At 59.5% G+C, this 18,711-nt stretch carries 17 protein-coding genes; 1 reads left to right on the plus strand and 16 read right to left on the minus strand.

Annotated features, from left to right (window positions below; translation table 11 throughout):
• Positions 1-4: 4 nt before the first annotated feature.
• The 9 genes from ASC80_RS09880 to ASC80_RS09920 all read right to left on the minus strand — a co-directional run bounded on the left by ASC80_RS09880 (position 5) and on the right by ASC80_RS09920 (position 10,510).
• Positions 5-1,792, minus strand: coding sequence for a chloride channel protein (locus ASC80_RS09880; protein ID WP_056296207.1), 1,788 nt, complete (start codon positions 1,790-1,792; stop codon positions 5-7).
• Positions 1,789-2,622 carry a formylglycine-generating enzyme family protein gene (locus ASC80_RS09885; protein WP_056296212.1) on the minus strand — a complete coding sequence of 278 codons (834 nt, stop codon included), beginning with the start codon at positions 2,620-2,622 and terminating at the stop codon, positions 1,789-1,791. Before ASC80_RS09885 ends, ASC80_RS09880 begins: the two co-directional genes overlap by 4 nt.
• Positions 2,623-2,827: 205 nt before the next feature.
• Positions 2,828-4,474 (minus strand): arylsulfatase, encoded by a 1,647-nt coding sequence (locus ASC80_RS09890; RefSeq protein WP_056296215.1) that lies wholly within the window; start codon positions 4,472-4,474, stop codon positions 2,828-2,830.
• A gap of 41 nt (positions 4,475-4,515) precedes the next feature.
• The gene (locus ASC80_RS09895; RefSeq protein ID WP_056296217.1) at positions 4,516-5,286 is read right to left on the minus strand and encodes a GntR family transcriptional regulator; all 771 of its coding nucleotides are present in this window, start codon (positions 5,284-5,286) and stop codon (positions 4,516-4,518) included.
• 4 nt (positions 5,287-5,290) lie between these two features.
• Positions 5,291-6,343: an ABC transporter ATP-binding protein gene (locus tag ASC80_RS09900; protein ID WP_244487239.1), complete on the minus strand. Its 1,053-nt coding sequence runs from the start codon at positions 6,341-6,343 to the stop codon at positions 5,291-5,293.
• The gene (locus tag ASC80_RS09905; protein WP_056296220.1) at positions 6,340-7,179 is read right to left on the minus strand and encodes a carbohydrate ABC transporter permease; all 840 of its coding nucleotides are present in this window, start codon (positions 7,177-7,179) and stop codon (positions 6,340-6,342) included. Before ASC80_RS09905 ends, ASC80_RS09900 begins: the two co-directional genes overlap by 4 nt.
• Entirely contained in the window at positions 7,176-8,087 is a 912-nt protein-coding gene (locus ASC80_RS09910; RefSeq protein ID WP_056296221.1) for a carbohydrate ABC transporter permease, read from the minus strand. The genes ASC80_RS09905 and ASC80_RS09910 overlap by 4 nt, the downstream gene beginning before the upstream one ends.
• An 11-nt stretch (positions 8,088-8,098) precedes the next feature.
• Positions 8,099-9,493: an ABC transporter substrate-binding protein gene (locus ASC80_RS09915; protein ID WP_056296227.1), complete on the minus strand. Its 1,395-nt coding sequence runs from the start codon at positions 9,491-9,493 to the stop codon at positions 8,099-8,101.
• Between the two features lie 333 nt (positions 9,494-9,826).
• Complete coding sequence (locus ASC80_RS09920; protein ID WP_244487240.1) at positions 9,827-10,510, minus strand: DUF2478 domain-containing protein; 684 nt, start codon at positions 10,508-10,510, stop codon at positions 9,827-9,829.
• Between the two features lie 119 nt (positions 10,511-10,629).
• On the opposite strand from ASC80_RS09920, the gene ASC80_RS09925 reads away from it, so the two are divergent.
• Positions 10,630-11,775, plus strand: coding sequence for a GGDEF domain-containing protein (locus ASC80_RS09925; protein WP_056296233.1), 1,146 nt, complete (start codon positions 10,630-10,632; stop codon positions 11,773-11,775).
• A 49-nt stretch (positions 11,776-11,824) separates the two neighbouring features.
• Here ASC80_RS09925 and ASC80_RS09930 read toward each other — a convergent pair whose 3' ends face one another.
• From ASC80_RS09930 to ASC80_RS09960, 7 genes are all read right to left on the minus strand, one after another.
• Positions 11,825-12,034, minus strand: coding sequence for a hypothetical protein (locus ASC80_RS09930; RefSeq protein ID WP_056296236.1), 210 nt, complete (start codon positions 12,032-12,034; stop codon positions 11,825-11,827).
• Positions 12,035-12,127: 93 nt separating this feature from the next.
• Entirely contained in the window at positions 12,128-12,427 is a 300-nt protein-coding gene (locus ASC80_RS09935; protein WP_056296239.1) for an HU family DNA-binding protein, read from the minus strand.
• A 502-nt stretch (positions 12,428-12,929) separates the two neighbouring features.
• Positions 12,930-13,943 (minus strand): formate dehydrogenase subunit gamma, encoded by a 1,014-nt coding sequence (locus ASC80_RS09940; protein ID WP_056296241.1) that lies wholly within the window; start codon positions 13,941-13,943, stop codon positions 12,930-12,932.
• A gap of 60 nt (positions 13,944-14,003) precedes the next feature.
• Entirely contained in the window at positions 14,004-14,600 is a 597-nt protein-coding gene (fdh3B, locus tag ASC80_RS09945; protein WP_056296244.1) for a formate dehydrogenase FDH3 subunit beta, read from the minus strand.
• A gap of 12 nt (positions 14,601-14,612) precedes the next feature.
• Positions 14,613-17,561, minus strand: a complete 2,949-nt coding sequence (locus ASC80_RS09950; RefSeq protein WP_056296246.1) for a formate dehydrogenase subunit alpha — start codon at positions 17,559-17,561, stop codon at positions 14,613-14,615.
• A 12-nt stretch (positions 17,562-17,573) separates the two neighbouring features.
• Positions 17,574-17,786, minus strand: a complete 213-nt coding sequence (locus tag ASC80_RS09955; RefSeq protein ID WP_056296249.1) for a twin-arginine translocation signal domain-containing protein — start codon at positions 17,784-17,786, stop codon at positions 17,574-17,576.
• Positions 17,787-17,819: 33 nt separating this feature from the next.
• Positions 17,820-18,596 (minus strand): molecular chaperone TorD family protein, encoded by a 777-nt coding sequence (locus tag ASC80_RS09960; RefSeq protein WP_056296252.1) that lies wholly within the window; start codon positions 18,594-18,596, stop codon positions 17,820-17,822.
• Positions 18,597-18,711: the final 115 nt, after the last annotated feature.

Here is an 18,711-nt window from a genome sequence, read left to right on the forward strand (position 1 = left end):
GCACCTAGCGGAAAAACATTTCCTGATTCCGCCGCTCCAGTTCCTCGCTATAGGTGCGAAGCACAAAGGATTCGCTGATGGTGCCGACTGCGATACGCCGGTCGCTGCGATCGACCACCACGAGCACATCGGTTTCGGTCTTTTCAAAAGCGGTTGTAACCTCGCGGATATTCATGTGCGGTAACAGGAATTCATCGTGCTGGCGCGCGAGCGATTCCAGCTTTTGATCTGGCGGATCGGAGACCGCATGCAGGTCGGCAGCCATCACGAGGCCGGCGTAACGGCCCTCCTGATCGCGCAGCACGATCTGCTTGGTGGTCAACGGAAAGGCCGCCTGCGCTTCGGCGACTGGCATGAAAGCAGGCGCGGCCTCGAAATCGGTGCGCATTAGCGTGTTCGCACGTAGTTGCCTGGTCCAGCCGACATCCTGCGGGCCGCGGATCACCTCGCCGCGCAGATGGAAGCGCCAAGTCGCGAAGCTGTAACCGAACAGCTCGCGCACCATGAGCGCGGTCACCGATGACGCAATGATCGCACCAACCGTCACCGAGAAATCGCCCGTGATCTCCAGCGCGAGACATACCATGGCGAACGGCGCGCCGATCACGCCTGAACTCAACGCCGCAAGCGCCGCAATCGCGGCAGTGCCCGGCTGCAACGCCGCATTGGGAATGACCATGGCAGCGACAACGCTGTAGAGCTCGCCGATCAGCGCGCCCAATAACAAGGACGCGAAAAACAGTCCGCCACGAAAGCCGGATCCCAGCGAAATCGCCGAGGCTAAAACCTTGAGGAAAATCGCGGTCGACAGCAGTATCCAGCTCGGATTGCTCACCAGAAGGATCTGCATCGCGCCGTGGCCAGCGCCGAGGACAACCGGCGTCAGCAACGCCATGGCGCCGAGAATGGCTCCGCCGAGGATCGGCCGGAACGCCGTCGGAATGAACTTCAACGCCTGAAACGCCCGCTCGGCATAGGCGACCGCGAGCATCAGCACGATGCTGCCCAGCGCGCAAATCACGCCGATCAACACAGACTGGCCGATCATTTCCACCGACACCGGCGTCGGAAAGCCCGGCACCATCAGAAATGCCTGATGGGTCAGGCTACGGGCGACCATCCAGCCGCAGACGGCGCTGGCAATGACCGAAACCAGACTCGCGGATGTATAGGCGCCAAGAATTACCTCGAATGCATAGAACGCGCCGGCCAGCGGCGCCGAAAACGCTGCGCTGATTGCCGCCGCCGCACCGCAGGCGACCAGCAGACGCATGTCGCTGCGGCGCGCGGCAAGGGTGCGGCCGAACCACGAGGAAATCGCCGAACAGATCTGCGTGTATCCCGCCTCAAGACCCACAGAGCCGCCAAACCCGTTCGAGACAAGAGTCTGGATCGAGACAAAAATACTGCCACGCATCGACAGCCGCCCGCCGAGCAGCGCGTTCGCCTCGATGGCGTCGGCTAGCTGGCCTTTCAGGCGGTTGTTGAACACAAGCGCAAGAATGGCCAGCACAACACCGCCCGCAATCGGCACGAAGATCAATCGCTGCCACGAGATGACCGGCGTGGAGCTGAGATGGCCGTCCACCGGAATATCGAACAACAAGACATGCGCGAGCTGGCTCAGCTGGCCGATGGCCGCGACCAGCACGCCGCTGATCACCCCAATCAACATTCCGGTGATGACCAGCCCGGTCTCACGATTGCGGACGAACGCCCGCAGCGAAGCCGGCAACAAGAATGTTCCTGTGGCCTCGCCCTCCTTGCTCTCACGCGGCGCCACAAGAGTCATCGGAACCTCATCGCGGGCTCGCGGCGAACGACACGAAAGCCGATATTGCTTGCCGTGCTGTCCGGTGTGTTACTGCTGCGCGCAGCGACGCGATAGCGGTTGCAATAGGACTCATGACAGAGGAACGAACCACCGCGCAGCGAACGGGCATCGCTGCCATCGCGGCATAGCGGATTATCGACCGGAGTGTTGCGATGGTAGTCGGGCGAGAACACATCCTCGCACCATTCCCATACATTTCCGGACATATTGTGGAGACCATGGCCATTTGCCGGAAACGCGTTCACCGGCGCTGTGCCGGGATAGCCGTCATCTGCCGTATTGTGGCGCGGAAAATCGCCCTGCCAGATGTTGCAGCGATGCTCGCCGCCCGGCTGTAGCTCATCGCCCCATGGATAGAGCGAACCGTCCAGTCCGCCGCGCGCCGCGTATTCCCATTCGGCTTCGGAGGGAAGATCGACCCCAGCCCATACGCAATATGCCTTGGCATCGTGCCAAGAGACATGAACCACCGGATGATCGAGCCTGTCGAGGACCGTGCTTCCCGGCCCTTCCGGCTGAGCCCAATAAGCGCGCGGTACCGGCAGCCACCATGGCGTATCCGCTGGCACCCGCGTCACTTGCCTGCGAGTTTCCTCGTCGGCAAGACCCGCAAACACGAACGACCAGTTCAGGCGCTCCGCATCGGTCGTATAGCCGGTTTCGCGCACAAAATCGCCGAACTGCGCGTTCGTCACTGCATAAGCGGACATTGCAAAGCCATCGACCCGGACTTGCCGTGCCGGCCCCTCGCCGTCGAGCGGATAGGCACCGCCGGCGTTCGTGCCCATGGTGAACGCGCCTCCATCAAGAGCACGCCAGCGAAAGTGTACAGGCGCGCGGGCCGGCACGATCGCGGGACGGCTGACGGAGCGATCGCCCTCCCCGCCTTTGGCCCCGCAACATGTCAGTCGCACGCTCATCATCGGTCGCCTTGAAGCACCATCCTTGTATGAACACCTCGGGATGGAGACTGCCGGACTTTCGGCGCTCTACTCAGGACACCTTTTCCTCGTCCTCTTCCCAGAACGCGGTTTCTCCCTGCGCCTTCATCAACTCGAGAATCTTCTCGCGCGGAATCACGCCGCAGCGCTTCGCCCATGCATCGTATTGCTGACGCATATCCTTCACCCGATCCGGATGCTGAGCCGCAAGGTCATGCATCTCGGTGCGGTCGATCTCCATGTCATAGAGTTCCCACGGGCCGGGATACTTCCGCACCAGCTTCCATTTTCCGATACGCACGGCGGCATTGCCTTCATGTTCCCAGAACAGCGGCCCGCGCGGCGGATAGGCTGCCGAAAACGACGGAACCAGGCTCTCGCCCTCGCACGGCAGGATCTCGTTGCCGTCGTGAACTTTCGGATATGACGCACCTGAGACATCGAGCACCGTCGCCATGATGTCGGTCAACTGACCGGGATTGTGCCGCAGCTCTCCTCTGGCCTCGATGCCGCTCGGCCAGTGCACGATCAGCGGCGTCGCGATGCCGCCTTCATGGATCCAGTGCTTGTAAAGACGGAACGGCGTATTCGAGAGATTGGCCCACGCGGTGCCGTAGCTCTGATAGGTATCTTCCGCGCCGGGCATGAGACTGGGATCGTTGCCGAAGCGAACTGGTTTACCGTCACGCGTGGTCTCGCGCGCAATCATAAGATTGTCGACAAGCTCCTTCGCCGTGACGGTGTCGGGGATGTCCTCCGCGCAGGCGCCATTGTCCGAGAGGAAAACCAGCAACGTGTTGTCGATCTGGCCGGTGTCCTCGAGAGCCTTGACGATACGGCCAATGCCCTGATCCATCCGGTCGATCTGTGCGGCATAGACTTCCATGCAACGCAGCAGCCATTCGCGGTGCTCAGCTTCGGTCCACGGCGGCTGGGTCGAATCGCGATCGGTCAGTTTCCAGTTGGGATGGATCAGGCCGTCCCTGATCATCCGCACCAGACGGCTTTCGCGCAGCTTGTCCCAGCCAGCATCGAACCGGCCTTTGTACTTGGCGATGTCCTCCGGGTGCGCGTGCAGCGGCCAGTGCGGCGCGGTGTAGGCGACATACTGAAAGAACGGCGTATCCGGATGCTTGCTGGTGTGATCCCTGATGTAATCAACGGCCTGATTGCTGATGGCGTCAGTATAGAAGAACGATGGGTCCTTCTCAGCCTCATGGTCGATATTGTCGTTCCCGCGCGTCAGGGTGTTTGGATAGTAGAACGAGCCTGCCCCGATGATAGTGCCGAAGAATTCGTCGAAGCCGCGCTGCAACGGCCATGCGTCGGTCGGCTCCGTCAGATTGCTGGCGATGTGCCACTTGCCGCTGAGATAGGTCCGGTATTTCGCCTGCTTCAGCACTTCCGCAAGCGTGACACATTTCTTGTTGAGGTTCCCGGCATAACCTTCAGGACCCGTGTTGTATGTCAGAATACCGATCCCGGTCTGGTGCGGATGCAGGCCGGTCAGCAGCGATGCGCGCGATGGGCTGCAACGGGCGGTGTTGTAGAACTGCGAATAACGCAGGCCGTTCGCCGCCAACCGATCCAGATTCGGCGTTTCGATCTCGCCGCCATAGCAGCCGATATCGGAAAATCCCATGTCGTCATTCAGGATGATCACGATGTTCGGGCGGCGGGAGGACGTTTTGTTGTTCATTAGATCGATCCTTGAGGAGACGAAAGGCATCAAAATGGCGGTCAGGTCCGCCGTCGCGTCAAATTGATGCTGAGGCGGAAGTATTCCGGGAGATAGACGGCGCGAAGGAACTCGAGTGGCCGATCGTCGGAAGACATCGTCAATCGTTCGATCGACAGCAACGGGCTTCCCGGTTTCACGCCGAGCAGCTTCGCACTGTCATTGTCAGCGAGCGTTGCCCCGATCGTCTGATTGGCTTCCTTGATCGCAAACCCGAGATCGTTTTCCATCACCCGATACATGATGATCGAAATCAGGTCGCGTGATTCGAGTTCGAGGCCGATGTCGGGCGGATAGAATGCATGCTCGATCGCGATTGGCGTGTCATCAGCCAGACGCAGGCGCCGCAACTCCCAGACCGCACGCTCGCGCACCTTGTCGCGCACATCGTCATCGTGTGCATTAGTCATGCCCTTGCGCAGGATGCGAGCCCCCGCGACGTAACCGGCATCCCGGATGGTTTCCGAAAAACCCATCAACTGGCCGACCCAGTTCTCCGGGCGATTGGAGCGCAGATAGGTGCCCTTCCCGCGCTCGCGATCGAACATCCCTTCCTCGACCAGCGGGCGGATCGCGCTACGGATGGTGATCCGGCTGACACCGAAGAATTTCGTCAGTTCCGCTTCTGTCATCAGCCGGCCGTCGCCGTCGATCAGTTCGCCTACTTCGACCTTGCGGCGAATTTCGTCGCGCACGCGGATATGCAGAGGGGTCCCGGGGGCCTCCTCGATCTTGCGGACTCTCGCCGCAGTGCGTGCCTTGAGCGTGGTCATCAGTTCACAACCGTTTACGAGTGACGGCGTCGAACAGATGAATGTCCTCAGCGCGTGCAGAAATAAAGACCTCATCGCCTTCGCTGGGAATTCCCTCGTCACCAACGCGGGCGCGCATCCGCTGCCCATGGACGTCAAGATCGAGAACAGCGGCGTCACCGAGGTGCTCGACGAGTTCGACCTTGGCCGCCACACCCGTTGGCGAGAGGCGGACCGCGCTCGGCCGGATACCGACGATCACATCGCGCTCCCCCTGTTCGGAATGCGACGTCTGGAAATCGCTATCGCCGATTCGCACCATGCCGTTTACATAACGGGCGGGCACCAGATTCATCGGCGGGCTTCCGATGAAGGCGGCGACATCAACCGAATTTGGCTTGGCGAACACATCGATCGGACGCCCGATCTGCTGAATTTCGCCTTCCATGAAAACCGCCATACGATCCGCCAGCGTCATCGCCTCTTCCTGATCGTGCGTGACGTAGACCGCGGTAACGCCGAGCGAGCGCTGCAGCTTCTTCAACTCGACGCGCGTCTCCAGCCGCAACTTGGCGTCAAGATTGGATAGCGGTTCGTCGAGCAGGAACAATCGTGCGTTTCGGACAATCGCACGTGCCAAAGCGCAGCGCTGCTGCTGCCCGCCGGATAGCTGTCCGGGCTTGCGATCCAGAAGATGGTCGATCTTGACCTTGCGCGCTGCATCCTGCACCGCCAAGCCAATGTCGGCCTTCTTCATGCCCGCCATTTCCAGCGGAAACGCGATGTTCTCGCCGACCGTCATATGCGGATAAAGCGCGTAACTCTGGAACACCATGGCGATGTCACGGTCACGCGCATCGCGCGAGGTGACATCCTCACCGTCGATCATGACGCGGCCCGAGGTCGGTGCATCGAGGCCGGCCAGAATGCGCAGCGTCGTGCTCTTGCCCGAACCCGACGGCCCGAGCAATGCGAAGAATTCGCCGGGCTCGATCCGGACGTCGATGCCCTTCAAGGCATGAAAATTGCCGTGCGTCTTGACCACGCTGGCGAGATGAACCTGACCGCGCATGGTCATCGGCGCCCTCCTCCCTTGACGGCACCGACCGTCAATCCCTTCACGATGTGCTTTTGCCCGACGATACCAAGCACGATCACCGGCAGCATCGCCAGCACGGAAACCGCAGCGAGCTTGGCCCACAGCGTCTGCTCAACGGACACGAAATTGAACATGGCGATCGTCACCGGCCGCACGGTGTTTCCGCTGAGCACGACCGCGAACAAAAACTCGTTCCAGGCATTGAGAAACACGAAGACGATGGTGACGGCGATGCCGCCGCGCACCTGCGGAATGATGATCCGCCACAACGTCCGCATCCGGCTCGCGCCATCGAGATAGGCCGCCTCTTCCATCTCGTAGGGAATATCCTCGAAATAAGACACCAGCAGCCAGATCGCGAACGGCAGCGAGAACGACAGATAGATCAGGATGATGCCCTGATAAGTGTCGATCCAGCCGATGTTCCGCAGGATCAGAAAATACGGAATGATAATGCCGACCGGCGGCAGCATCTGCGTCGCCAGCACGTAGAACCCGGCGAATTTCTTGCCGCGGAAACGCAGGCGCGCCAGTGCGTAGGCGGCAGGTACCGCCATCGCCATCGTGATGACAGTCGTTCCAATCGAGATGATGAAACTGCTGACGAGATTCGGCATGATCGATTCCGCGCCGAACAGCACGTCGCGATAAGCATTGAGCGTCGGCTGGAAGAAGAGCTTCGGCGGATAGGCCAGCACGTCGCGCTCTGTCTTGAGCGAATTCAGAAAACTCCAGAGAATGGGAAACACCCACGCGAGGAGAAGTGTGGCCGAGATCAGCAGCACGGCGATCAGGCGAATTCTTTTTCCGATCATTTTGCTCTCCGTATCGCAAATAGCACGCCGGAGATGATGATGGTCACGATCAGCAGCGCGACCGCGAGCGCCGAGCCATACCCAAATGACAATTCGGTGAATGACTTGCGATAGGCATAGAGATTCAGGATTTCCGTCGCCGTACCGGGGCCGCCGCCGGTCACGGTGAAGATCGCCGCGAAGGCGGTGAGCGCAACCATGGTGCGCATGATGATGACCATGACAATGGCGGGGCGCAGCAGCGGCAGCGTGATGCGCCGGAACCGCTGCCAGGCATTGGCGCGATCAATTCGCGCGGCTTCGTAGATGTCATCCGGCAGCGATGCCAGACTGGCAAGCAGCACCATGAAGGCGAATGGCGTCCATTGCCAGGTGTGGATGACGATCACCGAAACCAGCGCCAGCGTCGGGTCGCCCAGCCAATTCTGACTGCCGAGGCCGGCATTGATCGACAGAAAATCGACGACGCCGAATTCAGGCGCCAGCATGAAGGTACGCCAAACCATACCGACCACGGCCGGTGACAGCACGACCGGCAGGATCGCGACAAACCGAAACAGCGCCTGACCGCGTTTCATGCCGATCACCAGCAGTGCCAGCGCCAGCCCAACCGCAACCTGCAGCACCACGGTCGAGATCGTGTAAATCAGGCTGACGGCGAGCGAGTACCAGAAACGCGGATCGGACAGCAGCGCGTGATAGTTCTCGAATCCGACGAAGCCGTTGGTGAACGGCATCGCCAGATCGATGCGAAAAGCGCTATTCCAGACGAGATACAACAGAGGGAACGTCGTGGTGGCGAGCAACGCGACGAAAGCCGGCGCAAGAAGCGCCGCCGCGAAGCGGCGCTCCCTTGCGGCAAACACCCGGTCGGGCGCCTCGTTGAAGGTTGCCACCAGATCAGCCATCGGAGAAGCCGTCAGCCTCTCATCATCGGTTCGACGCGCTTCTGCGCATCGTCGAGCGCCGCCTTCACCGTGGCCTGACCAGCCAGCGCAGACTGCACCGCCGTCGCCAGCGTATCGCCGATCGCCGGCCATTGCGGAACGCGCGGTCGCCAGTCGACATCGGTATCGTTTTGCAACGACTCGAGGGCGGTCTCGACGAAATTGTCACCGAAGGCGCTGACCAGCTTGACGTAATCCGGATCGCGCCACAGCGAGACGCGATTGACGCCCGAACGCTTGGCTGGACCAGCGAAACGATAGGACGTCAGTGCCTGCGTTTCCGCACTGGCCGCCCACTGGATAAACAGCCAGGTCGCCTTCTTCTGCTTGTCGGTGAGCGCGGCATTGATGGGAAAACCCCAGTTCCAGATCGAAGTCACGCGCTTGCCTGACGGACCCTTCGGCCAGCGGGCATAACCGATCTTGCCGACCACCTTGGACTTCTCGACGTTGTTAATGACGGAGGCCGACGAATGCGCATCGATGTAGGTCGCAATCGTCCCCTGCGAGAACGCGTCGGCGATATCGGGCCAGTTCCAGTTCTGCGCCGCAGCCGGCGCATACTTCTTCATCACGTCGATGTACCAGGCGAGCGCGGCTTCCGCCTCTGGTCCGTTCAGGGTGAGCTTTCCGCCCTTGAACCATTCACCACCGAACTCACGGAAGATCGAGGAATAGATGTAGATGTTCTGACCCGCGCCGGCGAGACCCCGCAGCGCGGCACCCCAGACACGGTTGTCGGGCGCATGCAGCGCCGCAGCATTCGAGACGAACGTCTTGAGATCGTCCGCAGGCTTCAGGCCCTTGGCGTCGTACAGATCCTTCCGATAGACCTGCACGGTGACTTCGCCATCGTAGGGCACGCCATACAGCTTGCCGTCCATGCTATTGGCGGCACGCCACGCCGGGATGATATCGTCCAGCTTGAACCACGACGGATCGGTCAGTGAGGTATCGTTCGCGTATTTATCGAGCGGTTCGACCCATTTGTTCGCGACATAGAGCGAATAGTACATCGGGTCGGCCGCGTGGGTCGCGTAGGTGCCGGTCTTCGATGTCAGATCGATCACCGCCTTCTGGCGGATTTGCGCCGGCGGGATTTTCTCGAACCGCACATTGATGCCGGTCAGCGCCTGAAACTGCGACGCCAGTGAAATGAGGTTGTCGAAATAACTCGCCGGGATCACCGCAACGGTGATGGTCTCGCCGGCGCACTGCTTCCAGTTGATCTTCGCCGAAGTGTAGGCGCCGAGATCCCCGCCCTGCGCCCGCGCGCTCCGGATCAGGCTGGGTGCCGCGACCGCAAGTGCCGATGCCGCGACCGTACCGGTCAGAAAGTCGCGTCGCGTCGATTGCCAATTCCTCATTGTTCAATCCTCCCTGAAATCGGCCTTTTGGCCATTAGTCAGGACATTGGCAGATTGTTATAACAAGTCAAGCAACCTGCCGACAAGGCGCGACCGGAGCACACAGGCGCCCCTCCCCTCGAAAAAGGTTGCTGCTCAGAACTCCACGAGGACATGGTAAGAACCGTTTCGTGAGTGATCGCGGGCCGATGCGCCGACTATTCGCCGCCCACCCCAGAGGCCGCACCCTCGGATCTCGACGCTTAACAAACCCGGCATGTCCACGCGGCTCAGCTGAGTTGAAGAGACTCTCAGCGCCTCTCGTGACGTCGCATCTTGTCCCACCCTGCCCGATCAGGCGGAAGACAAGCGAGACCACCAATCCGTCAGCGCTGACTTGTCTGCCTCAAGATAAGTGGCCGCAGGGGCAAAAGCCTGCCAGGCACTGCGATGCTTGGCTGACACAGCGGTCAAGACCGGCCTCCCCGCAGCAATTGCGGCTTCGAAGGCTGGAAAAAGTCCTTTCCGCATCGCTTCAAGCTTTCCAAATTTGCTAAGAACGACCAGATCGCTGTTCGCAATCTGGTCAATGATCGATGCGCAGGCAGCTTCTACTCCGCGGGCATCAAGGTGGCATGACGTACCGGGCGGCGCCGTCTCGAGGTAGATCGGAAACTGATCGCCCGAACCGATCCCCCGCAGGAGGCCTGCACTGCATGTTCGATCGGGCAAGCCGTGAGCTTCCGCAGTCACGCCAGTGACTCTAGTTCCCCCAACGCGCCAATGGGCTACGGCTGCCGCCAACAATTTTTGAATGCTTTCGCTATCCGCCCCTTGAACGACAGCGATGCGGCTTACCATGGATGCCATCGGAACTTCTTTCGTGTCTGTTTGTCTCACGACATCTGAATCTATCGAACTTAAAAACGAAACATGCCCGCTTAGCCGTTCGACACCTTTGGACAAGGCACAGCAAGAGCGAATTTGAATTTCATGGTCGTCCTCGGTCAAAGCCGGCATGTGTTTCAAAATGTCCAATTCGCGCAGAATCCGTAACCGTTTGATTACCTTAGGAAGTGAACCGCCCGGCGTTCTCGGATTAGGTAACGATCGCTGACGTATAAGGCCTTTTGGCTTAAGTCAGTGGCACCACCGTCATGCTTCTCGATCAGTTTTCGGTTCTCATCGCGATTGGCTTTTCGGGTGCGTCCCTTGGCCTCACACTTTTCATGATGTGGATTGTCGGAAGGGCCGAAACCCACCTGCTCAACTGGTCGATCGGTCTTGCTTTTCTCGTGCTGGGGGTAGTGCTCTTCGGCAGCGTCGTTGAAAAATACGATGCCACGATCCTGTCCGCATCGTTCTCGCTTCTGATTGTCGGATTTGGGTTGCTCTATGCAGGATCGGCCAAATTCTGTTCCGATCAAGCCAATTGGCCCATCACAGTTGCTATCGTTACGCTTAGCGTCGCGACTACAGTCATCGCGTTCGCAACAGGCTATTCCGGCATCGGAACAATTGCCGGGAATACATTGATCGGCGTGCTGCTCATTGCCACCGCTCGTCAATATTGGGCGGCACGAGCAGAGGCCCCGCTTCTGATGACCGCCAATGCGACGCTCTATTTCATAGTATCGGCATCGTTCATCATGTGCGGTTACGCGCTTGCCAGCCAGGGTCAATTCATTCTGACATCGAGACCGGCCAATTGGGCGGAAGACATAAACTCGATCGTCGTGATCGTCGGGTTGACCGGCATCGGAACCCTGTCACTCACCCTCAATCAGACGCGCATTGCGAACCGGCACAAACGAGAGGCAATGACCGATGCTCTAACCGGGCTTTTGAATCGCAGGGCACTCCTTGAAAATCCACAGGACAATGTCCCGATGGATACTGCTCTCGTGGCGATGGATCTGGATCATTTCAAAGCAATCAATGATCGGTTCGGGCACGATTCCGGCGACCAGACACTCAAAGCCTTCGCTGGACTCATTCGTGCAAATATCCGCACAACCGATCTTGCCGCGAGAATAGGAGGCGAGGAGTTTTGTATCGTCTTGTCGAATTCAAACCCGCGAACATCGGCAGCTATCGCTGAGCGGATAAGAGCGCAAATCGAAGCCATGCCGATTCCGACGTCTTCGGGCTCCATCCGAACGACTGTCAGCGCCGGAATCGCTTACTCCACGGGAGCCGAAACGATTCAATCGCTGCTTATTCGCGCCGATGAAGCCCTTTATGAAGCTAAAGCTGCCGGTCGCAATCGCGTCAAAACCTCAGGCCTCAGCCTGGCTGCTTAGGCGGCACATCTGTATCGATGCAGCTCCGCGCGCGCGCGATACCGTCAAGTCAGCGCTGGTGACCGAGGCCTATGCCGAGCTTCTGCGCCTTCTGACGCAGCGAGCCCTCTGTGCGCTTCATCTGCTTTGCAATCTTGGCGACGGGCGTTCTGGACTTAGAGTGTGCTCTCAAGGCCTTGATGTCGTCTTTCGAGAATGGCCGGCGAACCAGCTTCTTCTTCGGGGCCTTCTTTGCAGACTTTGTAGCTTTCTTCGCCATTCGATTCTCCTGAACTCAGTCGGGAGCGCTTTAACACGCTCCCGACTGAGATCAAGAAGCGAAGACCTCAAAGGAAGGTCCTCGCTCCGCGCTTTATACAGCGTCCTTCGCAGCCTTTACGGGACGCGCGCGAACAATCTTTCGAGCCGGCTTTGCCTTGAACGTCATTGGCTCACCGGTGAAGGGGTTTGTGCCCTTGCGTGCCTTCGTTGCCGGCTTCTTGATCACAACGAACTTTGCGAAGCCGGGGACAAGAAACACCCCGCTTTTCTTCAGTTCCTTGTAGCCAATCGATGCCAGCGATTCGAGAACGCCTTTGACTTCCTTCTTCGAAATCTCGTTCGACGCAGCGATCTTTTCGATCAGCTGCGATTTTGTCATCTGGGTTGCCATTTGATCTCCGTTGATTCGGGCGATTGACAGTACCCGATTTCAACCCTTCCAGTTGAGCGGCACACCAATTTAACGCACTGAAATGGGGATAAACCTGCCTTTTAGGCCGTTTTGCCCTTCAGAAATCACAAGCCAGGACATGATTCCCGCCTAAATCGCGCGGGAGTTGCCGTGTCGAAGACCTGAATTTGCGGCTCGATTCGCGCCCACTTCAACAGCCGGCTGAAGCTGAATCGGTCATGCACGGATATTTGTCCGTCCGCCGTTCGCCCGATTTGGCGAACATCCTAATACTAGGCTCGATGCGCTAGAGACGAACGCCTGACGTCGAAAATGCAGCGCTGACCGGTTCTTGAACGATATTGAGACCTGGGACCGCGGCAAGCGCAATGATGACGGCGCAAGCACACGCCAGCAAAAAGGCTTTCATGAAGTACTCTCCAAAATAACCGGTCGTCCGAAAATCCAGCGACTGTCCGAAATTTACAACGAAGCGACTCCGTTACTCCGCTGGTGTCGATGACGGCTGATGGCGCGTCTTATTGGCGCCCGTTCGCGCATTCTCCTCTTCGAGCCACAGGCTGTGATGTTCCTTGGCCCAATTCAGGTCGACCGTTCCCTCGCCCATTGCCTCGAATGCACCCTCCATTCCGATGGTGCCAATATAGATATGCGCCAGCATGACGGCCACGAACAGCACGCCCACAACTGCGTGAACGATTTGTGCAAACTGCATACCTTCGATATTCGTGGCATAGAACGGGAACATCAGTTGGTACCCGGTGATGGCAACCGCGCCGCCTCCAATCACGACGATCCAATAGATTGCTTTCTGCCCGGCGTTGAAGCGATAGGCCGGCGGATGCTCATGGCCGACCATGCCGCCGCCTTCCTTGAGCCACTTGATATCGACCTTGTTGGGGATATTGCCGCCAATCCACATCAGAAAAATCAGGATCACCCCGATGGTAAAGGGGAAGCTCAGATAGTTATGGGCGTATTTTGCCCACTGTGACCATGCGGAGAACGCGTCGAACCCGATCAGCGGCAACAACAGCGGCCGGCCGAAGGTAATGTTTAGACCTGAAATGGCCAGAATGATAAAGCAGGTCGCGGTCATCCAGTGCACGAACCGCTCAAATCCCGAGAAGCGGACAATGGTGCGCCCCGATCGACCACCCTCGATGCGGATCATGCCGCGCATCAGATAGAAAATGACGAGAGCGGCAAGCATTCCGACGATGGCAATCGCGCCGACCCAGCGCAATGTCACGCTGTGGAAATACCGCCAGTCGCGGCCGGCCGGCTGCTCGAGAACGCCTGACCGTTTGTCAGGAATACTCACCCGGCCCTGGATCCGGTTCAGTTCCTGCAGCAATTGCTGCTCCTTGACTGAACTGGCGGTCGGATTGACCTGTGTTGGCTGCTGCGCGGTCACAGGAACGGACAACGCGATCATGAGGAAGAAAGCCACGGCGCCAGTGACGAAGCGGAGATACCTTGCAAAAGACGCCATGAGCGTTCTCCCTCGATTTCTGTCAGCCGCGCCCCCGCGCAGCCATTCCGGCCTTATGAATCACGACGCGATCGTCTCCCGGTAGGCTGTCTGCCAGCCCCATGCACCCGAGCCGTAACCCCGCTTGGTCACCCTTTCCTTGTAGATCTGGGCAATGATTTCGCCGTCGCCCGCCAGCAGCGATTTGGTCGAACACATCTCGGCGCAGAGCGGCAGCTTGCCTTCGGCGAGGCGATTGGCGCCGTACTTCTCATATTCTTCCTTGCTGCCGTCAGCCTCCGGGCCACCGGCGCAGAACGTGCACTTGTCCATCTTGCCGCGCGAGCCGAAATTCCCAACCTTCGGATACTGCGGCGCTCCGAACGGGCACGCGTAGAAGCAATATCCGCAACCGATGCAAAGATCCTTGGAGTGAAGCACGACGCCGTCGGCCGTGGTGTAGAAACAGTTCACCGGACAGACGGCCGCGCAGGGCGCGTCCGTGCAGTGCATGCAGGCCATGGAGATCGATCGCTCGCCGGGCTTACCGTCATTGATGGTGACCACGCGGCGGCGGTTGATGCCCCAAGGTACCTCGTGTTCGTTCTTGCAGGCGGTGACGCAGGCATTGCATTCGATGCAGCGGTCGGCGTCGCAGAGAAATTTCATCCGGGCCATGGTTGCTGCTCCTTATGCCGCGACGATCTGACAGAGAGTGACTTTTGGTTCCTGCATTCCGGTCGCGGGATCGTACCCGTAGCTGGTGATCGTATTGGCGCTTTCGCCGAGCACGATCGGATCGGTGCCCTTCGGGTAATTGCCGCGCATATCAACGCCCTGGAACCAGCCGCCAAAGTGGAACGGCATCCAGGCGACGCCTTTGCCGACACGTTCGGTCACCAGCGCCTTCATCCTGGCTTTCGAGCCGTTCTCCGCGCCGGTCACCCAGACCCAGCCGCCGTCCTTGATCCCGCGGTCAGCGGCGTCCGCCGTGCTGATCTCGATGAACATGTCCTGCTGCAGTTCGGCCAGCCAGGGATTGGTTCGCGTTTCCTCACCACCGCCCTCGTATTCCACAAGGCGACCGGACGACAGAATGAGCGGGAATTGCTTGGCAATGCCCTTTTCCACCGCCGCCTTCTGCACGGAGAAGCCGATGTTGGGCAGACGGAACTGCTTGGCATCGGGCAGCGTCGGATATTTCGCCACCAGTTCGACGCGCGGCGTGTAGATCGGCTCGCGATGCACCGGGATCGGGTCCGGCAGGCCGAATGCATTCATGCGCGCCTTGCCGTTGCCGTAAGGCACGCAGCCATGCTTCATCGCGACGCGCTGGATACCGCCGGACAGATCGATCGACCATGACACCGCATCCGGATTTGCCGGATTGACCTTGTTGATCACGGCCATTTCAGCCTCGGTCAAATCCGTATCCCAGCCGAGCTTCTTCAGGCTGGCCAGCGTGAACTCCGGGTAGCCGTCCTGGATCTCGGAATCCTTCGAGTAGGAGCCATCGGCCAGCAGGCTGACCTTGCGAGTCGTGCCGTCCGGCAACTTCTCTTCGCGCTCGAGGCCGAAGCGCGGGCGGAAGGTGCCGCCACCGTCCATGACCGCGAGGTTGGTGTTGTACAGAAGCGGCGTACCGGGATGGCGTACTTCGGGCGCGCCCCAGCATGGCCACGGCAGTCCGTAATAGTCGCCGCCGATGTCAGGCAGATCCTTCGGCGCGCGCATGGTCACCAGGTCGAACTTGTCCTGGTTCTTCATATGCGCCTTGATGCGCTCCGGAGACTGGCCGCAATAGCCGGTTGACCAGCTTCCGCGATTGATTTCGCGAAGAAGGTCTTCCGCCTCCGGCAGGTTGTTCTCGACCTTGATGTTCTTGAACATCCTGTCCGCGAAGCCGAGCTTCTTGGCGACGAGATACATGATCTCCAGATCGTCCTTCGACTCGAAGATCGGCTTGACGATCTGCTCGCCCCACTGCATTGCGCGGTTGGTCGCGATGCGCGAACCTTTGCACTCGAATTGCGTGGCAACCGGCAGGATGTAAATGCCGTCCTTACGGCCGGCCTGCACGGCGAGAGATGCCCAAGTGGTTGGATGCGGATCGGCGATAACCAGAAGCTCGAGCTCCTTCAGTCCTTTCATCGATTCCGGAATGCGGGTGATACTGTTGCTGGCGTGGCCCTGCACGAACATCGCCCGGATATTGTCCTTCTGGGCGACATCGCTCTTGGGCAGGATCACGGCATCGAACCAGCGCGTCAGCGGAATACCGGGAGTGTTCATCATTTTCGGATCGTCGAACCGGCTTTTCAGCCATTCGAAGTCCGTTTCCCAGACCCGCGCCCAATGCTTCCAGGCGCCTTCCGCGAGGCCGTAATAGAACGGCAATGTCACGATATCGAGGCCGACGTCGGTTGCGCCCTGAACGTTGTCGTGGCCGCGAAGGATGTTGGCGCCAGTGCCCGATTTTCCGACGTTACCTGTCATCAACAACGCAATGCAGCTCGCCCGCACGTTGGCTGTGCCGACCGAGTGCTGGGTCTGGCCCATGCACCAGATCAGTGTCGCCGGCTTCTCGGTGGCGAACGCCTTGGCGATACGTTCCATCTGGACGCCGGGCACGCCGGTAACGCGCTCGACCTCTTCCGGATTCCACTTCTCGACTTCCTTACGGAGATCGTCAAACCCGTAGACGCGCTGTTTGATGAATTCCTTGTCCTCCCATCCGTTCTTCAGGATGTGCCACATCATCCCGTACAGAACCGGAATGTCTGTACCGGGTCGGAAGCGCGCATACTCGGTTGCGTGCGCCGCGGTACGGGTCATGCGCGGGTCGAATACGATGAAGTTGCCCTTGTTGAGCTCCTTCGATTCGAGCATGTGCTGCATGCCGACCGGATGCGCCTCGGCGGCGTTGCTGCCGATGTAGACCAACGTCTTCGCATTGCGCATATCGTTGATGCTGTTGGTCATCGCGCCGTAGCCCCAGGTGTTGGCTACACCGGTGACCGTTGTGGAATGGCAGATGCGCGCCTGGTGGTCGGTGTTGTTCGTGCCCCAATAAGCACCGAGCTTGCGGAACAGATACGACCCTTCATTGGTCATCTTGGCCGAGCCGAGCCAGTAGACCGATTCCGCGCCCGACTTCTCGCGGATCTGCATCAGCTTGTCGCCGATCTCATCGATCGCGGTCTCCCACGACACGCGAGTCCACTGCCCGTTGACGAGCTTCATCGGATAGCGAAGGCGGCGATCGCTATGCACAAGCTCACGCACTGACGCACCCTTGGCGCAATGCGAACCGCGATTGATCGGAGAATCCCAGCTTGGCTCCTGACCGATCCAGACGCCATTCAGCACCTCGGCCGTGACGGTGCAGCCGACGGCGCAATGAGTGCAGATGCTCTTGCGCACCGTTGCACCCGAAGCGAGCGGCCCTGCGGCCGCTGCCTCAGCCTTGCGAACGTTGCCGGGCAAAGTGCTCAAGGCAGCCAGACCGCCCGCAGCCAGACCGGACTGGCGCAGAAATGTTCGGCGATCGAGGCCATGCCCCCGATCGGCAAGCGTTCCCGTCGCCGAACCTTGACGCACCGCTTGGGAGTTTTGTCGTTGGGTTCTTTTGATCAGCACGGCCGCCTCCCGCTATTTGGGGTAACGATTCACGCGGTAATAAGCTTTGATGTCCGCCGAATTGGGGTTGTAGCGCGCCTTGCGCTTCTCATCGTTCGTCTCGCTATCGGCTTTTGCCTCGGACATCAGCGGCGATACGACGGCCGCTCCGGCGCCGAGTGCGCCGATGCCGACACCGCGCAGAAAATCGCGACGGCCAACGGCTGCTTTGTCGTTATCTTTCATCGCACGTCCTCCTTGTGGCCGTTCGACTGCCGATCAATTGGCGATCGTAAAGGCCTCCGCTTCGATCTCCAGAAAGATCCGGCCGAGCGACCCGACCGATTGGTAAAAATTCGCGGTTTCAGCGTTCTCCATGTCGGCGAACAAACGGCCCATCCATGGCGCGATATGCTTTTCAAACATCTCGCGCTGCGCGTCCGCCGAAGCGGGGAAACGTCCACCGGCTAAACCGGCCATGATCTCGCAAAGCGTCGCTGCGTGATCCTCCGGCTCGAAACTGTTTTCGACACGCTCGATACCGAGCACAGCCAGATCCTGCCGCAGGCGCGACAGCGGCCGCTCATTGAGAAAGCCGGTCAGGTAGAACGATGCGTAGGGCAATAGCTCGCCGCGTCCGAGACCGATGAAAAGATCAAAATACTCGCGCTCGATAGTGGCAGGAGCGATCTTCGACGCCACATCGCCAAGGCGGGCATGCGCGATCCCCAGCGGCGTCGCATCGCCACGCAGCTTTGCGAGCTGCGCGATCAACTTCGCTGATGGGGTTCGGGATAACAGCGTGGCAAGCAGTGCGTATTCCTGGGCACGGGCCACATCGATATCGTGAACCTCATCAGCCACGGCTAACTCGCTGTACAAATCGGGACGAAGTTGGACGCGCGAAATACCGGTCGCAGCTTCAACAGCGGCCACACGTTCCGCTGGAACCCTGCTCCAGTTCGATACCGAAGGCTGACGAATGCCAATCCGGCGGGCGAGCTCGGCTACGCCCCCCGCCATCTGAATTGCTCGATCTAGTCCAGAATCGCGCATATTCGTTTTTCCGAGTGAGCGCGGATGCGCTTCTTCACTTTGGAACCATTCAAAGCTAGGCCCGCGCGGTGGTGGTCGTCAATGGCCCACTATAGCCGGTGACTATGCCGTTTGT

Source organism: Afipia sp. Root123D2 (assembly GCF_001425835.1).
GTDB lineage: Bacteria > Pseudomonadota > Alphaproteobacteria > Rhizobiales > Xanthobacteraceae > Afipia.

Bases quoted from the DNA above. Each gene is read 5' to 3' on its own strand.
- ASC80_RS09895 (WP_056296217.1), bottom strand. From the start codon at position 5,286: ATGACCACGCTCAAGGCACGCACTGCGGCGAGAGTCCGCAAGATCGAG.
- ASC80_RS09905 (WP_056296220.1), bottom strand. From the start codon at position 7,179: ATGATCGGAAAAAGAATTCGCCTGATCGCCGTGCTGCTGATCTCGGCC.
- ASC80_RS09955 (WP_056296249.1), bottom strand. From the start codon at position 17,786: ATGAAAGATAACGACAAAGCAGCCGTTGGCCGTCGCGATTTTCTGCGC.
- ASC80_RS09900 (WP_244487239.1), bottom strand. From the start codon at position 6,343: ATGACCATGCGCGGTCAGGTTCATCTCGCCAGCGTGGTCAAGACGCAC.
- ASC80_RS09885 (WP_056296212.1), bottom strand. From the start codon at position 2,622: ATGGGCACGAACGCCGGCGGTGCCTATCCGCTCGACGGCGAGGGGCCG.
- ASC80_RS09935 (WP_056296239.1), bottom strand. From the start codon at position 12,427: ATGGCAACCCAGATGACAAAATCGCAGCTGATCGAAAAGATCGCTGCG.
- fdh3B (WP_056296244.1), bottom strand. From the start codon at position 14,600: ATGGCCCGGATGAAATTTCTCTGCGACGCCGACCGCTGCATCGAATGC.
- ASC80_RS09915 (WP_056296227.1), bottom strand. From the start codon at position 9,493: ATGAGGAATTGGCAATCGACGCGACGCGACTTTCTGACCGGTACGGTC.
- ASC80_RS09930 (WP_056296236.1), bottom strand. From the start codon at position 12,034: ATGGCGAAGAAAGCTACAAAGTCTGCAAAGAAGGCCCCGAAGAAGAAG.
- ASC80_RS09890 (WP_056296215.1), bottom strand. From the start codon at position 4,474: ATGAACAACAAAACGTCCTCCCGCCGCCCGAACATCGTGATCATCCTG.
- ASC80_RS09880 (WP_056296207.1), bottom strand. From the start codon at position 1,792: ATGACTCTTGTGGCGCCGCGTGAGAGCAAGGAGGGCGAGGCCACAGGA.
- ASC80_RS09910 (WP_056296221.1), bottom strand. From the start codon at position 8,087: ATGGCTGATCTGGTGGCAACCTTCAACGAGGCGCCCGACCGGGTGTTT.
- ASC80_RS09960 (WP_056296252.1), bottom strand. From the start codon at position 18,596: ATGCGCGATTCTGGACTAGATCGAGCAATTCAGATGGCGGGGGGCGTA.
- ASC80_RS09925 (WP_056296233.1), top strand. From the start codon at position 10,630: ATGCTTCTCGATCAGTTTTCGGTTCTCATCGCGATTGGCTTTTCGGGT.
- ASC80_RS09940 (WP_056296241.1), bottom strand. From the start codon at position 13,943: ATGGCGTCTTTTGCAAGGTATCTCCGCTTCGTCACTGGCGCCGTGGCT.